Annotated in this window: 14 protein-coding genes; 12 read left to right on the top strand and 2 right to left on the bottom strand. The window is 71.5% G+C overall.

The features are described from left to right. Positions 1-197: 197 nt before the first annotated feature. The gene (locus ACFVH5_RS25030; protein ID WP_385835985.1) at positions 198-1,343 is read left to right on the top strand and encodes a glycosyltransferase family 4 protein; all 1,146 of its coding nucleotides are present in this window, start codon (positions 198-200) and stop codon (positions 1,341-1,343) included. A 39-nt stretch (positions 1,344-1,382) separates the two neighbouring features. Here ACFVH5_RS25030 and ACFVH5_RS25025 read toward each other — a convergent pair whose 3' ends face one another. Continuing rightward, positions 1,383-3,059 carry a PucR family transcriptional regulator gene (locus ACFVH5_RS25025; protein ID WP_385835984.1) on the bottom strand — a complete coding sequence of 559 codons (1,677 nt, stop codon included), beginning with the start codon at positions 3,057-3,059 and terminating at the stop codon, positions 1,383-1,385. Positions 3,060-3,121: 62 nt separating this feature from the next. Next, positions 3,122-4,948, bottom strand: a complete 1,827-nt coding sequence (locus ACFVH5_RS25020) for a glycoside hydrolase family 15 protein (protein WP_385835983.1) — start codon at positions 4,946-4,948, stop codon at positions 3,122-3,124. A 469-nt stretch (positions 4,949-5,417) separates the two neighbouring features. On the opposite strand from ACFVH5_RS25020, the gene ACFVH5_RS25015 reads away from it, so the two are divergent. From ACFVH5_RS25015 to ACFVH5_RS24965, 11 genes are all read left to right on the top strand, one after another. Beyond that, positions 5,418-7,085 carry a CTP synthase gene (locus ACFVH5_RS25015; protein WP_384811659.1) on the top strand — a complete coding sequence of 556 codons (1,668 nt, stop codon included), beginning with the start codon at positions 5,418-5,420 and terminating at the stop codon, positions 7,083-7,085. 117 nt (positions 7,086-7,202) lie between these two features. Beyond that, the gene (locus tag ACFVH5_RS25010) at positions 7,203-7,829 is read left to right on the top strand and encodes an NUDIX hydrolase (RefSeq protein WP_107021199.1); all 627 of its coding nucleotides are present in this window, start codon (positions 7,203-7,205) and stop codon (positions 7,827-7,829) included. 172 nt (positions 7,830-8,001) lie between these two features. Further along, positions 8,002-10,083 carry a tetratricopeptide repeat protein gene (locus ACFVH5_RS25005; protein ID WP_385835980.1) on the top strand — a complete coding sequence of 694 codons (2,082 nt, stop codon included), beginning with the start codon at positions 8,002-8,004 and terminating at the stop codon, positions 10,081-10,083. Positions 10,084-10,249: 166 nt separating this feature from the next. Beyond that, on the top strand, positions 10,250-11,374 hold the full coding sequence (gene ald, locus ACFVH5_RS25000; protein ID WP_385835978.1) for an alanine dehydrogenase: 1,125 nt from the start codon (positions 10,250-10,252) through the stop codon (positions 11,372-11,374). Between the two features lie 446 nt (positions 11,375-11,820). Further along, the gene (locus ACFVH5_RS24995; RefSeq protein WP_079053143.1) at positions 11,821-12,948 is read left to right on the top strand and encodes a ParA family protein; all 1,128 of its coding nucleotides are present in this window, start codon (positions 11,821-11,823) and stop codon (positions 12,946-12,948) included. Then, the gene (locus ACFVH5_RS24990; protein ID WP_385835976.1) at positions 12,933-13,505 is read left to right on the top strand and encodes a hypothetical protein; all 573 of its coding nucleotides are present in this window, start codon (positions 12,933-12,935) and stop codon (positions 13,503-13,505) included. Before ACFVH5_RS24995 ends, ACFVH5_RS24990 begins: the two co-directional genes overlap by 16 nt. A gap of 18 nt (positions 13,506-13,523) precedes the next feature. Then, positions 13,524-14,573, top strand: a complete 1,050-nt coding sequence (locus tag ACFVH5_RS24985; RefSeq protein WP_385835975.1) for a segregation and condensation protein A — start codon at positions 13,524-13,526, stop codon at positions 14,571-14,573. A 4-nt stretch (positions 14,574-14,577) separates the two neighbouring features. After that, positions 14,578-15,234 (top strand): SMC-Scp complex subunit ScpB, encoded by a 657-nt coding sequence (gene scpB, locus ACFVH5_RS24980; protein ID WP_384811643.1) that lies wholly within the window; start codon positions 14,578-14,580, stop codon positions 15,232-15,234. Continuing rightward, positions 15,234-16,511: a pseudouridine synthase gene (locus ACFVH5_RS24975; RefSeq protein WP_385835974.1), complete on the top strand. Its 1,278-nt coding sequence runs from the start codon at positions 15,234-15,236 to the stop codon at positions 16,509-16,511. Before scpB ends, ACFVH5_RS24975 begins: the two co-directional genes overlap by 1 nt. Positions 16,512-16,786: 275 nt before the next feature. Then, complete coding sequence (locus ACFVH5_RS24970; protein WP_385835973.1) at positions 16,787-17,617, top strand: NUDIX domain-containing protein; 831 nt, start codon at positions 16,787-16,789, stop codon at positions 17,615-17,617. Beyond that, a complete protein-coding gene (locus ACFVH5_RS24965; RefSeq protein WP_385835972.1) occupies positions 17,614-18,633 on the top strand; it encodes an ADP-ribosylglycohydrolase family protein in 1,020 nt (339 codons plus the stop codon). The genes ACFVH5_RS24970 and ACFVH5_RS24965 overlap by 4 nt, the downstream gene beginning before the upstream one ends. Positions 18,634-18,674: the final 41 nt, after the last annotated feature.

Raw genomic sequence — 18,674 nt, 5'->3', positions numbered from 1 at the left:
ATCGCCCGGCCCTCACTCGTGTGAGTGAGGGCCCGCGTCCCGGCCACACCCCCTGTCCCGCACCGGCCCCGCGGTGGTCGGCAACTCGCCCCCGTCCTGGCATCCTTAGGAGCAGGACGAGCGGTACACCCCCATCGCCCGTTCCTTCGGTACTTTTCTTCGTGACCGCCCGACGCCGAACCAGGAGCCACGGCCACGTGACCCACGTGAGCAGCCACTCACCGCACGGACAGTCGCCGCTGCGTACCGTCCAGGTGCTCGGCGGCGGCAGCGCGGGCAGCTGCGCCCATGTGCGGTCGCTGACCTCGGGACTCGTCGCACGGGGCGTGCGGGTGACCGTGTGCGCCCCGGCCGAGGCGGATCACGCGTACGACTTCACCGGCGTCGGCGCCGACCACGTCCCGGTGCCCCGGCGCAACGACCCGGCCTCCGTGGCCGCGCTGCGGACGGCCTGCGGGGACGCCGACCTGGTCCACGCGCACGGGCTGCACGCCGCGCTGCGGGCCGCGCTCGCGCTCAGCGGACGGCGCGTCCCGCTCGTCGTCACCTGGCACACCCGCCCGTACGCCGAGGGCGCGCGGGCACATCTGCTGCGCGCCCTGGAGCGGCGGGTGGCGAAGGCCGCGTCGGTGGTCCTCGGATCCTCGTCCGACCTGGTGGACCGCGCCCGCAGCAGGGGCGCCCGGGACGCGCGGCTCGCCGCGGTCGCGCTGCCCGCCGGGCGACGGCCCGGCGCCGCGCACGAGAGGGCGGAGACCGACGGACTGCGGCACAAGACGCGCGCGGAACTCGGCACGACCGACCGGCCGTTGCTGATGGCCGTCGGTTCCCTCGACCGGCACCGGGGGTACGACACGCTGCTGGACGCCACGCGCGCGTGGCGACGGCTCGACCCCGTCCCGCTGCTCGTGATCGCCGGCGAGGGACCGCTGCGCGGCGCACTCCAGCGGCGCATCGAGAACGAAGGGCTCCCCGTACGTCTCATCGGCCGGCGGGACGACATCGGGGAACTCCTCGCCGCCGCCGACCTCGCCCTGCTGCCCGGCTGCCCGGAGTCGCGCTCCCTGCTCGCCCAGGAGGCCCTGCACGCGCGCGTGCCCCTGGTCGCGGCCACCACCGGGGGCATGCCCGAACTCGTCGGCGACGCGGCCGAACTCGTCCCGCACGGCGACTCGCGGGCGCTCGCCGAGGCCGTCGCCGCGCTGCTCGCCGACCCCGACCGGTGCGAGCGGCTGAAGGACAGGGGCACGCGCCAGGCGGCCACCTGGCCGACCGAGGACGAGACGGTGGCGCAGGTCCTCAGCGTCTACGACGAGCTGACCCGGCCCCTGCCGTTGCCTTAGCCCCGTCCGCGAACCCCCGGGCCGGGCGGTGGTCCGGACTCACGGGACGAGTCTGCGGGCCCGCAGCGCCAGGCTCAGGGCCAGTACCGTCTGCGGGTCGTCGAGGTCCGTCCCCAGCAACTCCCCGATCCGCGCGAGCCGGTTGTACAGCGTCTGCCGGTTGAGGTGCAGTTCGCGCGCGGTCTCCGCCTTGCGGCCCGCGTGCGCGAGATACGTCTCCAGAGTGGGCAGCAGCGGCGGCTTCGAGCGGTGGTCGTGCTCGCGCAGGGGGCCGATCGCGCGGTCCACGAAGGCCGCCAGGTCACGGTGGTCGCGCAGCCGCCACAGCAGCAGGTCGATGTCCAGGCGCCGGGCGTCGTACCAGGGCCGGTCGGACAGCCCCTGGGCGGCCGTGGCCGTCTCGGCCGCGTGCCGCAGCCCCGCCGACGCCGCCGCCCAGCCGCCCGCCACCCCGACCACCACGACCGGCGGCTGCGCTCCGGGCCGCTGCGTCCCCGCCCGCTCCACACCCGCCCGCAGCGCCGCGGCGACCCGGTCGGCGACCGCGGGCCGCTCGGACTCCGCGCGCAGCCCCACCAGGAGCGGCACGCGGCCCTCCACGGGCCGCACGCCCAGCAGGACCGGTACGCCCACCGAGGCCAGCTCCTCGGCGACCGCCCGTGCCAGCACGGCCCAGCCGCCACCGGGGGACAGCCCGTCGGCGAGGCGCATGACGACCGGCAGCAGCGGGTTCGCGCCGGGCTTGAATCCGAGGACGCGGGCCTGCGCGGGCGCGTCCTCGGCGGCGATCCGGCCCTCGGCGAGGTCGGTGAGGAAGTCGCCGCGCCCGCGGGCCGCCAGCTCCTCCTCCTGGCGGGCCTGCATCAGGACCACGGCGAGGACGGCCGCCGCCCGTTCCGTCGCGATCCGGTGCACGGGCGCGAGCGGGGTGTTCACGGGCAGGAGGACCAGCCGGGCCCGGACGGACCCGGGGCCGCCGCCCTGTCCGCCGCCGGGCACGTCCACGAGGACCGTCCCGGCGGGCGGCCCGGCCCGGTGCCGGTCCGGGCCGTGCGGATCGGCCTTGTGCGGGCCGCGCAGCCCCTCCCACACCTGGAGCGGGTCGGCGTTCGCGGGGCCGGCCCCGGCGGCGTACAGGAGCTGGCCGTCGGGGGTCTCCAGGAAGACCGGGTTGCCGGCGAAGTCGGCGAGGATGCCGAGGACCTGCGGGATGCCGCCCCCGCCGAGCAGGGCCTCGGTGCAGCGCCGGTGGACCTCCTCGGCGCGCTGGAGCAGGGCGTAGTGGCCGTTGACGATCTCGGTGTGGATCTCCTCCGTGACCGTCACGAACGCCACCTCGCGGTGCAGTTGCACCAGGGGGAGACCGGCCGCGCGTGCCGTCTCCACGAGCGCGGCGGGCAGTCTCGTGAAGCGCGGCCCCAGCTCGACGACGAGGGCCGCGATGCCGCGCTCGGCCAGCGTACGGACGAACGCGCGCTGGTCGGCGGGGCGGGTGCCGAGCCCGTAACCGGTGGTCAGGAGCAGTTCGCCGCCCTTGAGGAGCGAGGCGATGTTCGGTACCTCGCCCGCGTGCACCCAGCGCACGGTGCGGCCCAGCCGGTCGGCGCCCGCCAGGATCTCCGGCAGGCCACCGCGCAGTCCGGGCAGCTCCAGGGCCCGCCGCACGGTGATCCCGCCACTGTGCGGGCTGTCCGGCGTGTCGATGCGGCTGTCCATGACCGGACGCTACCCCGTCCGCCACCTGGTGTGACGCGTCGGACGGGGCTCAGCCGGGCCGGTCAGCCGCCGTACGCCCCGGAGGCCGTCAGACGCAGGGCCGTGTCGATCAGCGGGACATGGCTGAACGCCTGCGGGAAGTTGCCCACCTGGCGCTGCAGGACCGGGTCCCACTCCTCCGCGAGGAGACCCAGGTCGTTGCGCAGGGCCAGCAGCTTCTCGAAGAGTTTGCGGGCCTCGTCCACGCGGCCGATCATCGCGAGGTCGTCGGCCATCCAGAACGAGCAGGCCAGGAACGCGCCCTCGTCGCCCTCCAGACCGTCCACGCCCGCGTCCTCCCCGGAGGTGGGGTAGCGCAGGATGAAGCCGTCCGAGGTGGACAGCTCGCGCTGGATGGCCTCGATCGTGCCGATCACGCGCTTGTCGTCCGGGGGCAGGAAGCCCATCTGCGGGATCAGCAGCAGGGAGGCGTCCAGCTCCTTGGAGCCGTACGACTGCGTGAACGTGTTGCGTTCCTTGTCGTAGCCCTTCTCGCACACGTCCCGGTGGATGTCGTCGCGCAGTTCACGCCACTTCTCCAGGGGCCCGTCCGCGTCCCCGGACTCGATGAGCTTGATCGTGCGGTCCACGGCGACCCACGCCATCACCTTCGAGTGGACGAAGTGGCGGCGCGGCCCGCGGACCTCCCAGATGCCCTCGTCGGGCTCGTCCCAGTGGTCCTCCAGGTAGCGGATCAGCTTGAGCTGGAGGAGCGAGGCGTAGTCGTTGCGGGCCAGGCCCGTCATGTGGGCCAGGTGCAGGGCTTCCGTCACCTCGCCGTAGACGTCCAGCTGGAGCTGGTGGGCGGCGCCGTTCCCGACGCGTACGGGACCGGAGTTCTCGTATCCCGGCAGCCAGTCCAGTTCCGCCTCGCCCAGTTCCCGCTCGCCCGCGATGCCGTACATGATCTGCAGGTTCTCGGGGTCGCCCGCCACCGCGCGCAGCAGCCACTCGCGCCAGGCGCGTGCCTCCTCGCGGTAGCCGGTGCGCAGCAGCGACGACAGGGTGATCGCCGCGTCGCGCAGCCACGTGTAGCGGTAGTCCCAGTTGCGGACCCCGCCGATCTCCTCCGGGAGGGAGGTCGTGGGGGCGGCGACGATCCCGCCCGTCGGCGCGTACGTCAGTGCCTTCAGGGTGATCAGCGAGCGGACCACGGCCTCGCGGTAGGGCCCGTGGTACGTGCACTGGGCCACCCAGTCGCGCCAGAACTCCTCGGTGGCCTCCAGGGCCTGCTCCGGCTCGGGCAGCGCGGGCGGCTGCTTGTGCGAGGGCTCCCAGGAGATGGTGAATGCGATCCGGTCGCCCGGTGCCACCGTGAAGTCCGAGTACGTCGTCAGCGCCTTGCCGTACGTCTCGCACTCCGTGTCGAACCACACGGAGTCGGGTCCGGCGACGGCCACCGTGCGTCCCTCGTGCTTGTGCACCCACGGCACCACACGCCCGTACGAGAAGCGCATCCGCAGGGCGGAGCGCATCGGGACGCGGCCCGTGACGCCCTCGACGATGCGGATGAGCTGCGGGGCGCCGTCACGCGGGGGCATGAAATCGGTCACGCGGACCGTGCCTCGTGAGGTGTCCCACTCGGATTCGAGGATCAGCGAGTCGCCGCGGTAGTGGCGGCGGACCGCTCTCGGCGGTTCGGCGTCGGCGGCGTGCGCGGGGCCCAGCCGCCAGAAGCCGTGCTCCTCCGTGCCGAGCAGTCCCGCGAAGACGGCGTGGGAGTCGAAGCGGGGGAGGCACAGCCAGTCCACCGTGCCGTCCCTGCAGACCAGCGCGGCCGTCTGCATGTCTCCGATAAGTGCGTAGTCTTCGATGCGCCCGGCCACGTGCAACTCCAGTCGAACGGCCACGTCGCCCCGATGGGGCGGTGTTCTTGCGGTCAGAGGATCATTGGTAAAGCGTCGTTGCGGAACGTCAGTTGTCGCGTGTCACGCATGTCAATGGTTGCAGCGATTGTCTTCGCGAGGCGAACCGACGAGCTCTTGGCCCAGGAATACCGGCGGGGTGGTGCCGTTTGCCGGCCTGGCTCGGCAGCAAGTGTCCGAGCAGGATACGACGCACGATGATGTTCCGCGCGCCCCTCCCGACAACCCGCCTGGTCCGAACGAGTGAGCACGAGTATGGCGTGTGTCGGCCCGTGCGCGGAGCGTGGCCGGAAGCGACCTCCTCGCGTCGCTGATACCCTGGTAGCCCGTGGACCGGTGGACGCCCGAGCAGGAAAAGGGACCCCCGAACCGCAGCGACGGCACCGCCGGAAACCTCCGGGCCGGGCAGCCGTACCGCAACCGAAACCGCGACCACGGGAGCCCCCTCTTGGCCATGCCGCCCGCTGCTTTCCGAAGCAGCACAGCCACGACGACCAAGCACATCTTCGTCACCGGGGGTGTCGCCTCCTCCCTCGGCAAGGGCCTGACCGCCTCCAGCCTGGGCGCGCTGCTCAAGGCTCGGGGTCTGCGGGTCACCATGCAGAAGCTCGACCCGTATCTGAACGTCGACCCCGGCACGATGAACCCGTTCCAGCACGGTGAGGTGTTCGTCACCAACGACGGGGCCGAGACGGACCTCGACATCGGGCACTACGAGCGTTTCCTCGACGTCGACCTGGACGGCTCCGCCAACGTCACGACCGGGCAGGTGTACTCCACGGTCATCGCCAAGGAACGGCGCGGCGAGTACCTCGGCGACACCGTGCAGGTCATCCCGCACATCACGAACGAGATCAAGCACCGCATCCGCCGGATGGCCACCGACGACGTCGACGTCGTCATCACGGAGGTCGGCGGCACGGTCGGCGACATCGAGTCGCTGCCCTTCCTGGAGACGGTCCGTCAGGTCCGTCACGAGGTCGGCCGCGACAACGTGTTCGTGGTGCACATCTCGCTCCTCCCGTACATCGGCCCCTCCGGGGAGCTGAAGACGAAGCCGACCCAGCACTCGGTTGCGGCCCTGCGCAACATCGGTATCCAGCCGGACGCGATCGTCCTGCGGGCCGACCGCGAGGTGCCCACCGCGATCAAGCGCAAGATCTCGCTGATGTGCGACGTCGACGAGGCGGCCGTGGTCGCCTGTCCCGACGCCCGCTCGATCTACGACATCCCGAAGGTCCTGCACACCGAGGGCCTGGACGCGTACGTCGTGCGCAAGCTGGACCTGCCCTTCCGTGACGTGGACTGGTCGACCTGGGGCGACCTGCTCGACCGCGTCCACAACCCGCTGCACGAGATCCACATGGCGCTCGTCGGCAAGTACATCGACCTGCCCGACGCCTACCTCTCGGTCACCGAGGCACTGCGCGCGGGCGGCTTCGCCAACAAGGCCCGCGTGAAGATCAAGTGGGTCGCCTCGGACGACTGCAAGACCCCCGCGGGCGCCGCCAAGCAGCTCGGTGACGTCGACGCGATCTGCATCCCCGGCGGCTTCGGCGACCGCGGTGTGGCCGGCAAGGTCGGCGCGATCCAGTACGCCCGCGAGAACAAGATCCCGCTGCTGGGCCTGTGCCTGGGCCTGCAGTGCATCGTGATCGAGGCCGCGCGCAACCTCGCCGGCATCGCGGACGCCAACTCCACCGAGTTCGACTCCGCCACCGGCCACCCGGTCATCTCGACCATGGCCGAGCAGCTGGACATCGTCGCGGGCGACGGCGACATGGGCGGCACGATGCGCCTGGGCATGTACCCCGCCAAGCTCGCCGAGGGCTCCCTCGTGCGCGAGGTCTACGACGGCAAGGAGTACGTCGAGGAGCGCCACCGTCACCGCTACGAGGTGAACAACTCCTACCGCGCCGAGCTGGAGAAGAAGGCCGGTCTGCAGTTCTCCGGCACCTCCCCGGACGGCAAGCTGGTGGAGTTCCTGGAGTACCCGCGCGAGATTCACCCCTACCTGGTCGCGACCCAGGCTCACCCCGAGCTGCGCTCGCGTCCGACCCGGCCGCACCCGCTGTTCGCGGGCCTGGTCAAGGCCGCGGTGGAGCGCAAGACGGCCAAGTAGGCCGAGGGTTGTACGGTTGCCGGGACACGCGTCTTTTGGGGCGCGTGCCCCGGTTTTCGCCGTGTGTACATCTCTGGTGCGGCACAGGATTTCGTGCGTGTGGGAGGGCAAGTCGACATGACCATCAAGGACACCGCCGAGGAGTGGGAGGTCAGGGCGACCGAGACCCCGTTCACGGGCAAGAAGACCTCCGTGCGCACCGACGACGTGGTCATGCCCGACGGAACGGTCGCCCGGCGCGACTACCAGGTCCACCCCGGTTCGGTGGCCGTCCTCGCCCTCGACGACCAGGGCCGCGCCCTGGTCATCCGCCAGTACCGGCACCCCGTGCGCCACAAGCTCTGGGAGATCCCGGCCGGTCTGCTCGACGTCCCGGGCGAGAACCCCCTGCACGCCGCGCAGCGCGAGCTGTACGAGGAGGCGCACGTCAAGGCCGAGGACTGGCGGGTGCTCACCGACGTGTACACCACGCCCGGCGGCTGCGACGAGGCCGTCCGGATCTTCCTGGCCCGCGATCTCTCCGAGGCCGAGGGGCAGCGCTTCGAGGTCGAGGACGAGGAGGCCGACATGGAGCTCTCCCGGGTCCCGGTCGACGAGCTGGTCCGCGGGGTCCTCGCCGGTGAGCTGCACAACAACTGTCTCGTCGTGGGCGTCCTCGCGCTGACCGCCGCCCGGGCCGGTGAGGGTCTGGACGCGCTGCGCCCCGCCGAGGCCCCGTGGCCCGCACGCCCGTTCGAGGCATGATCCACTTCGGTACACGCAATCGGCCCACCGATGTGACGATCGCCTGATCCGATCGGGGGATCTGCCCGCCGCGCTCCGCACGGATCGTCGCAGAGCGTGAACTAGGCTCTCAAAAACGCCCCGTCCGGAGTCCCGGCGGGCTTGCGCGCGCAGTGGGACGGGAGTGTGGCCCGTGACGGATCAGGCGGTGGATGCCGGCGGCACGACGGTGTCGGAGAAGGGGCGGCGCCCGGCTGCCGTGTCCGCCCTCACGGGGAGTCAGTTCCTCGGCCGTACAAGAGAGTTGAAGGAACTCCGGGCGGACATCGACCGCGCGGGGCTCGACACCCTCGCCGGCCGCAAGGCGCCCCGCGCGCGCGTGCTGCTCATCGCCGGCAGACCCGGATCCGGCCGCACCGCGCTCGCCGAGGAGCTCGTACGCAAGGTCGCGGACAGTTACCCGGACGGTGTCCTGCGGGCCCGGCTCACCGAGCCCGACGGCACCCCTGTACCGACCGAACGAACCGCCCGCGACCTGCTCACCGCGCTCGAACTGTCCGCCCCGGCCGGAGCGGACGAGGACGACCTCTCCGAGCGGCTGCGCGAGGCGCTCGCCACCCGCAGGACCGTGCTCCTGCTCGACGACGCGGCCGACGCGCAGCAGGTGGACTCGCTCCTTCCGGAGACCCCCGACTGTCTCGTCGTCGCCGTCTCCGGCGGGCCCCTGACCGGGATCACGGACGTCCGCCCCTGCACCCTCGGCGGCATGGACACCAAGTCCGCCCTCGAACTCCTGGACCGGTTCACCGGCTCCGTACGCATCACCGTGGACCCGCGCGCCGCCGAAGGACTCGTGGAGATCTGCGCGGCCCAGCCCGCCGCGCTCGTCCTCGCCGGGGCCTGGCTCGCCCACCGTCCCAAGTCGGCCGTCGCCGATCTCGCCAAGCAGTTGCACACCGACGGTGACGACGGCCCGGTCCTCGAACGGATCTTCCGGCTCACCTACGCGGCCCTGCCGTCGGCCGCCGCGCGGATACTGCGTCTTCTCTCGCTCGCCCCCGCCGGTCTCGTCGACCCGCACACCGCGTCCGCGCTCGCCGGCTGCTCGGTCGGCGCCGCCCGCACCACGCTCGACGACTTCACCGAACTCGGTCTCGTGAGAGCCGTGGAGTCGCCGCTGCCGCAGTACGAGGTGCCCGGCTGCCTGCTGCCGCTGCTGCGCTCGCTCACCGAGACCGATGACCGCGTCGCCGAGCTGCAGCTGGCCCGCGCCCGCATGCTGGAGCGGACCGTACGGCTGCTGGTGTCCTGCCGGGCGATCACCGAGACCGACAGCTCGCCCGCCCGCGAGAAACTCGCCGGGATGCCCCGCGCGCTGCGCTTCCCCAACCCCCGCGCGGCCGCCGACTGGCTGAGCATCCGCCGGCCCGCGCTGCTGGCCGCCGCCCGCCTCGCGGTCTCCGACGGCGAGCTGGACACCCTCGCCCGCCGGCTGATGGCCGCCCTGGTCAGAGCGCTGGTCGCCCATGTCGGTACGCAGGCCGCGGCGCCCGAGCTGTACGGCATCCACCGGCTCGTCCTGGACGTCGCCGAACGCCGTGACCTGCCCCGCGAGAAGGCCGCGGCGCTCCTGAACCTCGCCGACCTCGACGCCCAGACCGGCCGTACGGCGGACGCGCTGGCCCGCTACCGGGCCGCTCTGGACGCCGGACGCGAGGCGAACGACCCCTACGCGACCGGCCGCGCGATGGAATCCGTAGGCGGCGCCCACCAGGAGCTCGGCGACTACGACCGGGCCGCCGACTGGTACGGGCGCGCCCTCGCCCAGCGGCTCGCCCGCGACGAGCGCGCCGACGCGGCCAGACTGCACGGCCGGATCGCCACCGTGCACACCTACGCGGGCCGCTACGGCGAGGCGCTGCGCAACTGGCGATCCGCGGTCACCGGACACCGCAGGACCGGCGATGTGGCGGGCCAGGCAAGGGCGTTGAGCGAGATGGCCCGGGTCCAGGAGTACGCGGGCCGGCCCGAGGAATCCCTCGTCACCTGCCAGGAGGCGGTCGAGTGGGCGCGCCGCGCCGACGACGTCCGGCTGCAGGCCGCGCTGCAGCTGCGGCTGGCCGACACGCTCGACCGGCTGGGCGACCCCACGGCCGCCCGGCTGCACCGCACCGCCGCCGAACGAATGCTCGGCGATGAGCTCCCGGAGAGCGCATCAACCAGGGAACACGACCGCAACGCCTGCGAAATCCGTAGCGCAGCCGAAGAAGATTGATGCATTGAAAGGCTAGACAGAGAGAATCCCTTCATTAGACTGGCTCCGCCGCGTCAATTCGTGGTGTTCCCCGGTGTGCTCCCGTGCATCCGGGTATGTCAGGCATCGTCATGTCTTGCGCTGCCTGGCCCAGATCCCTGCTGCATCCCTTCTGAGCCAAGGAACCGTGATCGACGTGAAGGTCGGCATCCCCCGCGAGGTCAAGAACAACGAGTTCCGGGTGGCCATCACCCCCGCCGGTGTGCACGAGCTGGTGCGCCACGGCCACCAGGTCCTGATCGAGCGGCACGCCGGTGTCGGCTCCTCGATCACGGACGACGAGTTCGTCGCCGCCGGCGCGCGGATCGTCGCCACCGCCGACGAGGTCTGGACCGCCGCCGACCTGCTGCTGAAGGTCAAGGAGCCCATCGCCGAGGAGTACCACCGCCTCCGCAAGGACCAGACGCTCTTCACCTACCTGCACCTGGCCGCGTCCAAGGAGTGCACGGACGCGCTCCTGGAGTCCGGCACCACGGCGATCGCATACGAAACGGTCGAGCTGCCCAGCCGCGCGCTCCCGCTGCTCGCCCCGATGTCCGAGGTCGCCGGCCGCCTCGCCCCGCAGGTCGGCGCCTACCACCTGATGCGCGCCAACGGCGGCCGCGGCGTCCTGCCCGGCGGTGTCCCGGGCGTGCTGGCCGCCCGCGCCGTGGTCATCGGCGGCGGGGTCTCCGGCTGGAACGCGGCGCAGATCGCCATCGGCATGGGCTTCCACGTGACCCTGCTCGACCGCGACATCAACAAGCTCAAGGAAGCCGACAAGATCTTCGGTACGAAGATCCAGACGGTCGTCTCGAACGCCTTCGAGCTGGAGAAGGCCTGCCTCGAGGCGGACCTCGTCATCGGCGCGGTGCTCATCCCCGGCGCGAAGGCCCCGAAGCTGGTCACCAACGAGCTCGTGTCCCGGATGAAGCCCGGAAGTGTCCTTGTCGACATCGCCATCGACCAGGGCGGCTGCTTCGAGGACTCGCGCCCGACCACCCACGCCGAGCCGACCTTCCCGATCCACGACTCGGTCTTCTACTGCGTCGCCAACATGCCGGGCGCGGTGCCCAACACCTCGACGTACGCGCTCACCAATGCGACGCTTCCGTACATCGTGGAGCTCGCGAACCGCGGCTGGGTCGAGGCGCTGCGCCGTGACCCCGCGCTGGCCCGGGGTCTCAACACGCATGACGGCAAGGTCGTTTACCGTGAGGTCGCCGAGGCCCACGGCCTGGAGCACGCCGAGCTGGAGAGCCTGCTCGGCTGACCTTCGGCCTGTCCTCGCGGGTGACCTTCCGGGTGGTTTCGTCCCGGTTCTGCGCCGACTTCTCCGTCGGCAAAAGGCGATTCGTCAACAGAGGTCGTCAACCTCGCACGTACGGCCGGACCTTGTCCCACAGGGCCCGGCCGGATGTGTGTCGAGTCACTTTGCGAGACTCGCTCAACTCGCCTCGAACGTAACCCTTGAACCGTTTCGCACACCCCTGGAACCTGCCGTGCGACGCCCTTACGCCCTTGACAGAGGGATGTTCCGTTGCCGACACATCGGGCCGGGTCCGGCGGATTGTGTTGCTGCGAAGCGGTGACACGCCATAGAGTCGCCAACCGTCGGCATGGTGCCACGCTGACCTATCGAGAAGTTTCCTGGTCACCAAGGAGGTAAGACGACTTGTGAATGAGTCGACATTTACTCCCGGGGGTGGTCAACCAGGAATGCCTGCGCAGGGCTCAAGGCCAACGGGGCTCGAAGCTGTCGGCTCCGTTGCGGTGCGCACGTTCGCAGCCCACCAGAGTCCGAAGATGACTCAGACAGCACACCAGAGCATGGATGGCCATCACGTGAACGCCATGGCCGGCAACGGAAGTGGCGAGAACCGCACCCACTTCGCCGACTACGACGACCTGCCCGAGGGGCATTTCTACGACCCCGACGCCGAGTACGAGCCCGATCCGGAGTACGCGGCCACGCTCGCGCCCGACGCGGCGCGCCAGCGGCGCGAGCGCATCGGCCCGACCGGGCGCCCGCTGCCGTACTTCCCGATCCCGGGCCCGCTGACCGACCACGGCCCCGCGAAGATCATCGCGATGTGCAACCAGAAGGGCGGCGTGGGCAAGACGACGTCGACCATCAACCTGGGTGCCGCCCTCGCGGAGTACGGACGCCGGGTCCTGCTCGTCGACTTCGACCCGCAGGGCGCACTGTCCGTGGGCCTCGGGGTCAACCCGATGGAGCTCGACCTCACGGTCTACAACCTGCTCATGGAGCGGGGCATGGCGGCCGACGAGGTGCTCCTGAAGACCGCGGTTCCGAACATGGACCTGCTGCCCAGCAACATCGACCTGTCCGCCGCCGAGGTTCAGCTGGTGAGCGAGGTCGCCCGCGAGTCCACGCTGCAGCGCGCCCTGAAGCCGCTGATGGCCGACTACGACTACATCGTGATCGACTGTCAGCCCTCGCTGGGCCTGCTCACCGTGAACGCGCTGACGGCCGCTCACAAGGTGATAGTGCCACTGGAGTGCGAGTTCTTCGCGTTGCGCGGGGTCGCGCTGCTCACCGAGACCATCGAGAAGGTCCAGGAGCGGCTCAACCCCGAGCTGGAGCTCGACGGCATCCTCGCCACGATGTACGACTCGCGGACCGTGCACAGCCGTGAGGTGCTCGCCCGCGTGGTCGAGGCGTTCGACGATCACGTGTACCACACGGTGATCGGCCGGACCGTCCGCTTCCCGGAGACCACGGTCGCCGGTGAGCCGATCACGACGTACGCCTCCAACTCCGTCGGTGCCGCCGCCTACCGTCAGCTCGCCAGGGAGGTGCTCGCCCGGTGTCACGCCGAGTGAGTCTGCCGGGGGCCGACGAACTGTTCCGTACGACCGGGGGGATGGCGCTTCAGTCCTCCAGCCCGCGGCGTCCGGCCAACGGCGAGGCGCGGGTGCCCGCTCCGGCGGGCGAGAGCGACGCCACGGCCGGTGAGGACGGACCGCAGTCGGTGCCCGTGCGGGGTGGTGACGGCGAGGGCGACGAACATGTCGCGGCCGACGCCGACTCCGCCGACGGGGAGTCCCGGAGCCGTGGCGCCGCCACGGTGGACCGTTCCGGGCGGCGTCCCGGGCCGCCGGAAGGTTCCGCCGGGGTCCAGCCGGCCCAGTCCCGCAAGCGCGGGCGGGGCTCCGGGCGGCGGCCCAGCGGGCGCGAGCGGCACGACGAGAAGATCACGGTGTACGTGTCCGCCGAGGAACTCATGGACCTCGAACACGCCCGCCTGGTGCTCCGCGGGGAGCACGGGCTCGCGGTCGACCGCGGCCGGATCGTGCGGGAGGCCGTCGCGGTGGTCCTCGCGGATCTCGAATCGCGTGGCGACGCGAGCATTCTCGTACGACGGTTGCGTGGGCGGTAGCGGTAGCCTGCGACGGCTATGACCTCGAACGACGGCCCTCCTCCCGCTGCCTCCGCCTCCGGTGGGCGGCGGCGCGCGCTGGGGCGGGGGCCCGGGGGTGGGCCCCCTGCCGAACCGCCTGCGGCGGACCGCCCGTCCGGGGTGGCGGATGATCCCGCGTCTGCGGACCGTGGGGCGTTGTGCCCACCCGTTCCGCCCTGCGGAACGCCTGCCCACAACGCGGCGGGTGAGCCCGAAGAGCCTGGGAACGACGGGGTCTTCAAGGTTCGGCTGGTCAACTTCGAAGGGCCCTTCGACCTGCTGCTCCAGTTGATCTCCAAGCACAAGATGGATGTCACCGAAGTCGCGTTGTCCAAGGTCACCGATGAGTTCATGGCGCACATCCGGGCGATGGGGCCGGACTGGGACCTCGATCAGACCACCGAGTTCCTGGTCGTCGCGGCGACCCTGCTCGATCTGAAGGCCGCCCGGCTGCTGCCCTCCGCCGAGGTCGAGGACGAGGGCGACCTGGCGCTCCTCGAAGCCCGCGACCTCCTCTTCGCCCGGCTGCTGCAGTACCGCGCGTACAAACAGATCGCCGACATCTTCAACCACCGCCTCGACGAGGAGGCGCGCCGCTACCCCCGTACCGTCGGGCTTGAGGCGCACCACGCCGAGCTGCTGCCCGAGGTGGTCATCAGCATCGGGGCGGAAGGATTCGCCAAGCTCGCCGTGAAGGCGATGCAGCCCCGGGCCAGGCCCCAGGTGTACGTCGACCACATCCACGCGCCGCTCGTGAGCGTGCAGGAGCAGGCCGCGATCGTGGTGGCACGGCTGCGGGAGCTCGGCGAGACCAGTTTCCGCTCGCTCGTCGAGGACGTCGACGACACCCTCACCGTCGTGGCGCGTTTCCTGGCCCTTCTGGAGCTCTATCGGGAGAAGGCGGTCTCCCTGGACCAGGAGGAGGCTCTGGGGGACCTGGTGGTGCGCTGGACGGGCGGGGAGGGGGATGCGCAGCCGACGGTGACGGACGAGTTCGACCGGCCGCCGGATCCTGTCCCGGATCCGGTCGAGGAGAAGAAGGTGTGAAGGTGTGAGCGAGGACACCACCGGAGCCCCCGAGGGGGCCCGCAGCGTCGCGGATCTCGACCTCCGGCCCGCGCTGGAGGCCGTCCTCATGGTCGTGGACGAACCCGCCACCGAGGAGCACCTCGCGAAGATCCTGGAGCGGCCCAGGCGGCAGATCGCGGACGCGCTGCGCGCGCTGGCCGACGAGTACAGCCTCCAAAGACGCGGCTTCGAGCTGCGGATCGTCGCCGGCGGCTGGCGGTTCTACAGCCGCCCGGAGTACGCGGCGGCCGTCGAGCGCTTCGTCCTGGACGGGCAGCACGCCCGGCTCACCCAGGCGGCGCTGGAGACCCTCGCGGTGGTCGCGTACCGGCAGCCGGTCAGCCGATCGAGGGTCTCGGCGGTCCGCGGAGTGAACTGCGACGGCGTGATGCGCACCCTCCTTCAGAGGGGTCTGGTCCAGGAGGCGGGCGCGGAACCCGAAACAGGTGCGATCCTGTACAGGACGACGAACTACTTCCTGGAGCGAATGGGCCTGCGCGGCCTGTACGAGCTCCCGGAGCTCGCGCCCTTCCTTCCGGAGGCGGACGCGATCGAAGCAGAGACGCTGGAAGGGGTCCCGTCGTTCGATCCGGATGCGCCGGACGCAGATGCAGACGACACGACGACGACGGAACTTTGATGCGAAGCAGTGGCAGTGGCAGCGGCAGGAACAGCGGCGGGCGCGGCAACCCCCGCGGGAGCGGCGGGAGCGGTGGCTCTCGTGGTTCCGGCGGTGGGGGCGGCAACCCCCGCGGGTCCGGCGGTGGTGGTGGCTCTCGTGGCTCCGGTGGCGGTGGACCCCGCGGCTCCGGCGGCGGCGGTCCCCGCGGCTCCGGCAGCGGTGGCCCCCGTACCTCCGGCAGCGGATTCGGCTCCCGGGGGCCCGCGGGCAGCGGCTCCCAGCAGAACGGCGCGGGAGGCTCAGACGACAGGCCGAAGCGCCCCAGCAAGCCCCGTCCGGAGGAGCGCCGCTACGACGTAGGCCCCGGCGCCACCCACGAGGGTGCGAAGTCGGGGCGCGGCAACGCGGCCCGCGGCGGCGCCAAGGGCGGCCCCAAGCAGGGCCAGCAGCGCGGCGGCCGTACGGAGAACGCGCGCTCGCGTGAGTACGAGACGCGTACCGAGGAGCGCAACAGGGACCGGTACGCGGGCAAGCCCGACGTCAAGACGGTCAGGACCTTCCCGGGCGCCGAGCAGGAGGGCGAGCGCCTGCAGAAGGTGCTCGCGCGCGCGGGCTACGGTTCGCGCCGTTCCTGCGAGGAACTGGTCGAGCAGGCCCGCGTCGAGGTCAACGGCGAGATCGTCCTTGAGCAGGGCATGCGCGTCGACCCCGAGAACGACGAGATCAAGGTCGACGGGCTGACCGTCGCCACGCAGTCGTACCAGTTCTTCGTGCTCAACAAGCCCGCAGGCGTCGTGTCCACCATGGAGGACAACGAGGGCCGTCAGTGCCTCGGCGACTACGTGACGAACCGCGAGACGCGGCTCTTCCACGTGGGACGGCTCGACACCGAGACCGAGGGCCTCATCCTGCTCACCAACCACGGTGAGCTCGCGCACCGCCTGACGCACCCCAAGTACGGCGTGAAGAAGGTCTACCTCGCGCACATCGTGGGCCCGATCCCGCGCGACCTGGGCAAGCAGCTCAAGGACGGCATCCAGCTGGAGGACGGTTACGCGAAGGCGGACCACTTCAGGGTCGTCGAGCAGACCGGCAAGAACTACATGGTCGAGGTGACCCTGCACGAGGGCCGCAAGCACATCGTGCGGCGCATGCTCGCCGAGGCCGGGTTCCCGGTCGACAAGCTCGTGCGCGTGTCCTTCGGACCGATCGCCCTCGGGGACCAGAAGTCGGGCTGGCTGCGACGCCTGTCCAACACCGAGGTCGGCATGCTGATGCAGGAAGTCGGCCTCTAGGAGCCTCCGCCTTTCTAGGCTCTTCTCGGCCTCACTCAGCTTTTGGCTGCTCTCGTAGTACGGCATCGGCCGGTTCCGGGTTCTCCCGGGACCGGCCGCTCCGCGTTCGGGGGCTTGTGGGGATGCGGTCCACGATTTATAGTCGTGATGACCATTAAGAAAACGCCCGTGCCGGGCGCGACCGGAGGAGCAGGGCCCACGGGGGTGGTCCCGGTCCGTCGGCCGTCGCCCGGCACGGTGCACCGACGGCCGCCGAGGCCACACGAGGAGGGGGCATGGAGGGCTACGACAAGCACGCCTTCGAGCCCTTCGCCGTCACCGTCGATCTCGCGGTGTTCACGGTCCGGGCGGGCGCGCTCCAGGTACTGCTGATCGAGCGCGGACAGGAGCCGTACGCGGGGTGCCGGGCGCTGCCCGGGGGATTCGTGCTGCCGAAGGAGTCCGCCGGGACGGCAGCCCGGCGCGAACTCGCCGAGGAGACCGGTCTGACGGACGTCTCCGGGCTGCACCTGGAGCAACTGCGCACGTACAGCGAGCCGGACCGCGATCCCCGGATGCGGGTGGTCTCGGTGGCGTACGCCGCGCTGCTGCCGGACGCTCCCGAGCCGCGCGGCGGCGGCGACGCGGCCAGCGCGCACTGGCTGCCGTACGACGGACTCGGGCCGCTCGCCTTCGACCACGACCAGATCCTCGCCGACGCCCGGGAACGGATCGGCGCGAAGCTGGAGTACACCTGCCTCGCCACCGCGTTCTGCCCGCCGGAGTTCACCCTGGGGGAGCTGCAGCAGGTCTACGAGACGGTGTGGGGGGCCGCGCTCGACCGCCCGAACTTCCGGCGCAAGGTCCTCGCCACACCCGGGTTCGTCGAACCGGTTCCGGGGGCGGCGCGGCTGACCGGGGGGCGGGGGAAGCCTGCCGCGCTGTATCGGGCGGGGGGCGCGACGGCGTTGCATCCGCCGCTGTTGCGGGCGGCGGCGGCCGGGTCGTCCCCGTCGGCCTCATCGACTTCGCCGTCCACTTCTGTCTCGCCTTCGTCCTCGTCTTCGGCTTCGTCTTCGGCTTCGGCTTCGGCTTCGGCTTCGGCTTCGAAAGGATCGTCCTCATGACCACGACCGTCAGGAAGCAGGCCGCCACCGGGGCGCTGGTGGGGCTCGCCCTCGGGGACGCGCTCGGCTACCCGACCGAGTTCAAGGACGTGCCGTCGATCCTTGCCGCGTACGGGCCCTGGCGGGAGCTGGAGCTGCCGGATCCCGCGTGGATCACCGACGACACGCAGATGACGCTGTCGGTGGCGCGGGGGCTGCGCGCCGCGATGGACAGAGGGCTGCTCGGGCCGCGGGAACTCGCCGAGTCGGTGCGCAAGGAGTTCATCGCCTGGAACCGGTCACCTGAGAACAACCGCGCACCGGGCAACACCTGCATCACGGCCTGCGAGTTGCTGGAGCGTGAGGACCTGCCCTGGCAGGACGCCAGCCAGGTGGGTTCGAAGGGCTGCGGTGCCAACATGCGCGTGGCACCCCTCGGTCTCGCCCCGGGGCTCAGTGACGAACAGCGCGCCGGCGCCGCCCAGTTGCAGGCCGCCCTCACGCACGGCCACCCGACGGCGCTGGCCGCCGCCGACCTCACCGCGCACGCGATACGGCTCCTCGCGCAGGGCGCCCAACCGACCGGCCTGGTCGGACAGCTCCGGTCGTACGCGTACGAGAACCGGACGCACTACCACGAGCGCTGGCTCGGTGATCTGTGGACCCGCGCCCAGGACCCGACGCCCACGCACTTCATCGCGCGGGGCTGGGACGAGTGCCTGGAGGCTCTGGAGCGGCTTCGGCAGGCCCTGCGGTCGCCGTCGCCCGAGACGGACCCGTGCCTGGCCACCGGCGCCGGGTGGGTCGCCGAGGAGGCCCTCGCGACCGGTCTGCTGAGTTTCCTGCTCTTCGTGGACGAGCCGGTGACGGCCCTGCGCCGGGCCGCCTGCACCTCGGGGGACTCGGACTCGATCGCGTGTCTCGCCGGTGCCTTCGCGGGGGCGTACCTCGGTGCCGACGCCTGGCCCACGGAGTGGGCCGACAGGATCGAGCACCAGGGTGACCTGGTGGCACTGGGCGCGCTCTGGGACGCCTGAGCTGCCTCCTCGGCCCCTCTGCGGCCGCTCTTTCGCCCTTG

Source organism: Streptomyces sp. NPDC127119 (assembly GCF_042677425.1).
In the GTDB taxonomy this organism is placed as follows: domain Bacteria; phylum Actinomycetota; class Actinomycetes; order Streptomycetales; family Streptomycetaceae; genus Streptomyces.
The sequence above is the reverse complement of the archived record's forward strand: the minus strand, read 5'-3'. Positions and strand labels throughout refer to the sequence as shown.

What these genes read in the sequence shown, in the direction of transcription:
- ACFVH5_RS25025 (WP_385835984.1), bottom strand. Translation starts at nt 3,059, where the DNA reads ATGGACAGCCGCATCGACACGCCGGACAGCCCGCACAGTGGCGGGATC.
- ACFVH5_RS25015 (WP_384811659.1), top strand. Translation starts at nt 5,418, where the DNA reads ATGCCGCCCGCTGCTTTCCGAAGCAGCACAGCCACGACGACCAAGCAC.
- ACFVH5_RS25010 (WP_107021199.1), top strand. Translation starts at nt 7,203, where the DNA reads ATGACCATCAAGGACACCGCCGAGGAGTGGGAGGTCAGGGCGACCGAG.
- ACFVH5_RS24995 (WP_079053143.1), top strand. Translation starts at nt 11,821, where the DNA reads ATGCCTGCGCAGGGCTCAAGGCCAACGGGGCTCGAAGCTGTCGGCTCC.
- ACFVH5_RS24985 (WP_385835975.1), top strand. Translation starts at nt 13,524, where the DNA reads ATGACCTCGAACGACGGCCCTCCTCCCGCTGCCTCCGCCTCCGGTGGG.
- ACFVH5_RS24975 (WP_385835974.1), top strand. Translation starts at nt 15,234, where the DNA reads ATGCGAAGCAGTGGCAGTGGCAGCGGCAGGAACAGCGGCGGGCGCGGC.
- ACFVH5_RS24970 (WP_385835973.1), top strand. Translation starts at nt 16,787, where the DNA reads ATGGAGGGCTACGACAAGCACGCCTTCGAGCCCTTCGCCGTCACCGTC.
- ACFVH5_RS24965 (WP_385835972.1), top strand. Translation starts at nt 17,614, where the DNA reads ATGACCACGACCGTCAGGAAGCAGGCCGCCACCGGGGCGCTGGTGGGG.